At 41.9% G+C, this 3,269-nt stretch carries 4 protein-coding genes and 1 pseudogene; 4 read left to right on the forward strand and 1 reads right to left on the reverse strand.

Features of this window, described 5'->3' with window-relative positions:
• The 4 genes from nit1 to BHE89_RS13055 form a co-directional block, all read left to right on the forward strand.
• Positions 1-811: deaminated glutathione amidase (gene nit1, locus BHE89_RS13040; RefSeq protein WP_141008297.1), on the forward strand; the 811-nt coding region annotated here is incomplete at its 5' end.
• Positions 808-2,253, forward strand: coding sequence for a metalloprotease TldD (gene tldD, locus BHE89_RS13045; protein ID WP_069368720.1), 1,446 nt, complete (start codon positions 808-810; stop codon positions 2,251-2,253). The genes nit1 and tldD, both read left to right, overlap by 4 nt.
• 87 nt (positions 2,254-2,340) lie before the next feature.
• Positions 2,341-2,841, forward strand: coding sequence for a ribonuclease (locus tag BHE89_RS13050; protein WP_069368719.1), 501 nt, complete (start codon positions 2,341-2,343; stop codon positions 2,839-2,841).
• Positions 2,841-3,119, forward strand: coding sequence for a barstar family protein (locus BHE89_RS13055; RefSeq protein ID WP_069368718.1), 279 nt, complete (start codon positions 2,841-2,843; stop codon positions 3,117-3,119). The genes BHE89_RS13050 and BHE89_RS13055 overlap by 1 nt, the downstream gene beginning before the upstream one ends.
• Positions 3,120-3,192: 73 nt before the next feature.
• Here BHE89_RS13055 and BHE89_RS13060 read toward each other — a convergent pair.
• Positions 3,193-3,269 (reverse strand): annotated as a pseudogene (locus tag BHE89_RS13060) (ribosome biogenesis factor YjgA); the annotation flags it as partial.

The following is a 3,269-nucleotide window of genomic DNA, read 5'->3' on the forward strand; positions in this document are numbered from 1 at the left end:
AAAAAATAATCTGGCGCAAATCGAGCAACAGATTAAGCAATTACCCGATTCAGTGAAGCTTGTATTAACACCTGAAAATGCGTTACTTTTTTCAAACTCAAAAGATTACCATAAACACGCTGAAATTCAGGGCGATGGGCCTTTACAAAATGCTATCGCTAAAATGGCTCAGCGTTACAAAGTGTGGATCTTAGTAGGTTCTATGCCTTTAATTAGTCGTGACTCTCCAGATCAAATTACCAGCAGTAGCTTGGTCTTCGATGATGAAGGTGTTATTCGTGCTCGTTATGACAAAATTCATATGTTTGATGTGAGTATTGACGATGAACAGGGCGAATATAATGAATCTTCTATTTATCAACGTGGTGAACGCCTAACCGTGGTTGATACTCCAGTTGGGAAATTAGGTTTAACGATCTGTTATGACCTCCGTTTCCCCGGTATTTTCCAAGCATTAAGAGAAAAAGGAGCAGAGATTATCTCTGTACCAGCGGCTTTTACTCGTTTAACAGGGAAAGCGCACTGGGAGCCTTTATTACGTGCTCGTGCGATTGAGAATCAGTGTATTATCTTAGCACCAGCACAAGTGGGTACTCATGATACGCGCAGAACTTGGGGTCATACCATGGCGATTGATGGTTGGGGGAAAGTCTTGAAAAAGAATCCCGATGCCGTTAGTGCGCTAACGCTGAATGTTGGCGTTGAGAGTCTGCAAGGTATGCGTGAACAGATACGGGTTGTAAAACATAATCGCTTTCGCCCGAAACTGACCCACTTAATCAAAAAAGTTAAGGATAAAGAAGAATTATGAGTTTAGCTGTTGTCAGCGAAAGTCTGTTGGAAGCAAACAAACTTAGTTTAGATGATTTAGCATCAACACTAGAGCAGCTTGCACAGCGTCAAATTGATTATGGTGATCTTTATTTTCAGTCAAGTTATCACGAGGCTTGGATCCTTGACGATCAGATTATTAAAGATGGCTCTTACAATATTGATCAAGGTGTTGGCGTTAGAGCAATTTACGGTGAAAAAACTGGTTTTGCTTATGCCGACCAACTTACGCTTAATGCGCTTAATCAAAGTGCCCATGCTGCGCGTAGTATTGTTCAGGCTAAAGGCAATGGTCGTATCCATACTTTAGGTGCTATTCAACATTCTCCGCTATACAGCTTAAACGATCCACTGCAAAGCCTCTCCCGTGAAGAGAAAATTGCACTATTGCATGAGGTGGATAAAGCCGCTCGTGCTGAGGATAAACGCGTTAAACAAGTTAATGCATCATTAACGGGTGTTTATGAGCATGTCCTTGTTGCCGCTACCGATGGTACGTTAGCTGCGGATGTACGTCCTTTAGTTCGCCTTTCAGTGAGTGTGCTGGTGGAAGAAGATGGCAAACGTGAGCGTGGTGCAAGTGGTGGTGGTGGTCGCTTTGGTTATGACTATTTCTTAACAAAAGTAAATGGTGAAAGCCATGCAATCACTTATGCTCGTGAAGCCGTACGTATGGCATTAGTGAACTTATCAGCAATTGCTGCGCCTGCTGGAACAATGCCTGTGGTATTGGGTGCGGGCTGGCCGGGTGTGTTATTGCATGAAGCTGTGGGGCACGGTTTAGAAGGTGATTTTAACCGTCGTGAAACCTCTGTATTTTCAGGCCGTATTGGTGAGAAAGTCACTTCTGAGCTTTGTACGATTGTTGATGATGGTACTCTCGAAGGTCGCCGTGGCTCTGTTGCTATTGATGATGAAGGTATTCCGGGTCAATACAATGTATTAATCGAAAACGGCATTTTAAAAGGCTATATGCAAGATAAGATGAATGCTCGTTTAATGGGGGTTGCGCCAACAGGAAATGGTCGTCGTGAGTCTTATGCGCATCTGCCTATGCCTCGTATGACAAACACCTATATGTTAGCTGGTAAATCTTCACCAGAAGAGATTATCGCTAGTGTTGATCGCGGTATTTATGCGCCAAACTTTGGTGGCGGTCAGGTTGATATCACATCGGGTAAATTTGTTTTCTCAACCTCAGAAGCTTATTTAATCGAGAATGGAAAAATAACAAAACCAATTAAAGGGGCAACGCTGATTGGTTCAGGTATTGAAGCCATGCAACAGGTTTCGATGGTGGGGAATGATCTCGCTTTAGATAAAGGGGTTGGCGTTTGTGGTAAAGAAGGGCAAAGCCTCCCTGTTGGTGTAGGGCAACCAACATTAAAATTGGATAAAATTACTGTCGGCGGAACTGCTTAATTATTGTTATAGTTATCTATACGTATTGTAAAAACTCCATCTTATGATGGAGTTTTTTATCTGAATAACAGTTAAAGGAGCTAACGAATGGGAAAACGTTTATTGCCCGTGCTTATTGTTGTTGCGGTTTTATTTGGTGTGCTTTACAAAGGACTTCTACCTGAAAGCCAAGTACCCGATCCATCTTCATCAGCACCTATTCCGACATCATCAAGTCATAATCTAAATAGACCTGCACAACAACCTCTGTCCATTGACGAAAAAACACAATCAAATAAAGTGGCTGATTATTTACAGCGTCATCAGCGGTTACCTGATTTTTATCTCACCAAGAAAGAAGCGAGAGCACAAGGCTGGAATGCGAAAGAAGGCAATTTATGTGAAGTTTTACCTGGAAGGGCAATTGGGGGCGATCGCTTTATGAATCGTGAAAAACAGCTACCAGAAGAGACAGGGCGTCAGTGGTATGAAGCGGATGTGAATTATCATTGTGGCCATCGTGGTAGTGACAGATTGCTCTATTCAAATGATGGGCTGATTTATCTCACTACCGATCACTATCGTACAATGACAAAGGTTGCCCCTTAATGAAACAGGTTATCTTCGATTTTAAAAGACTGGTCGATAGAGATGCCTTTTATCACGATTTTGCACTGCAATTTCAGTTAGATGATAAATTTGGCGATAACCTAGATGCATTATGGGATGTGTTAATGGGAGGAATAGCGCTGCCAGTCAGTATTGTTTTCAAGCATTTTCCTCATCATTCCCGTGATTTTCAACCTTTGGTGCAGTTGATGCAAGAAGCAGAAAATGAACTGGGTAAAGACGTTTTAAGCTTTCATTGTGAGCATACAACAAAGTAAAGCAGAATAGAAAATACGCCCTGAAAATCGCAGTGAGGTTGAGTTTACACTGCGTTTTCAGGATGATCCGGTTTTATGACGATTCTGATAAATCTTTTAGATATTGAAAGAGTAAGCGGAATGATTTTGGCGGCTTATTCGCTTCTTTTT

It is taken from the genome of Shigella sp. FC1967, from assembly GCF_001743005.1.
Classification (GTDB): Bacteria; Pseudomonadota; Gammaproteobacteria; order Enterobacterales; family Enterobacteriaceae; genus Proteus.

Excerpts from the sequence above, each read along its gene's own strand:
- tldD (WP_069368720.1), top strand. The coding sequence starts at position 808 with ATGAGTTTAGCTGTTGTCAGCGAAAGTCTGTTGGAAGCAAACAAACTT.
- BHE89_RS13050 (WP_069368719.1), top strand. The coding sequence starts at position 2,341 with ATGGGAAAACGTTTATTGCCCGTGCTTATTGTTGTTGCGGTTTTATTT.
- BHE89_RS13055 (WP_069368718.1), top strand. The coding sequence starts at position 2,841 with ATGAAACAGGTTATCTTCGATTTTAAAAGACTGGTCGATAGAGATGCC.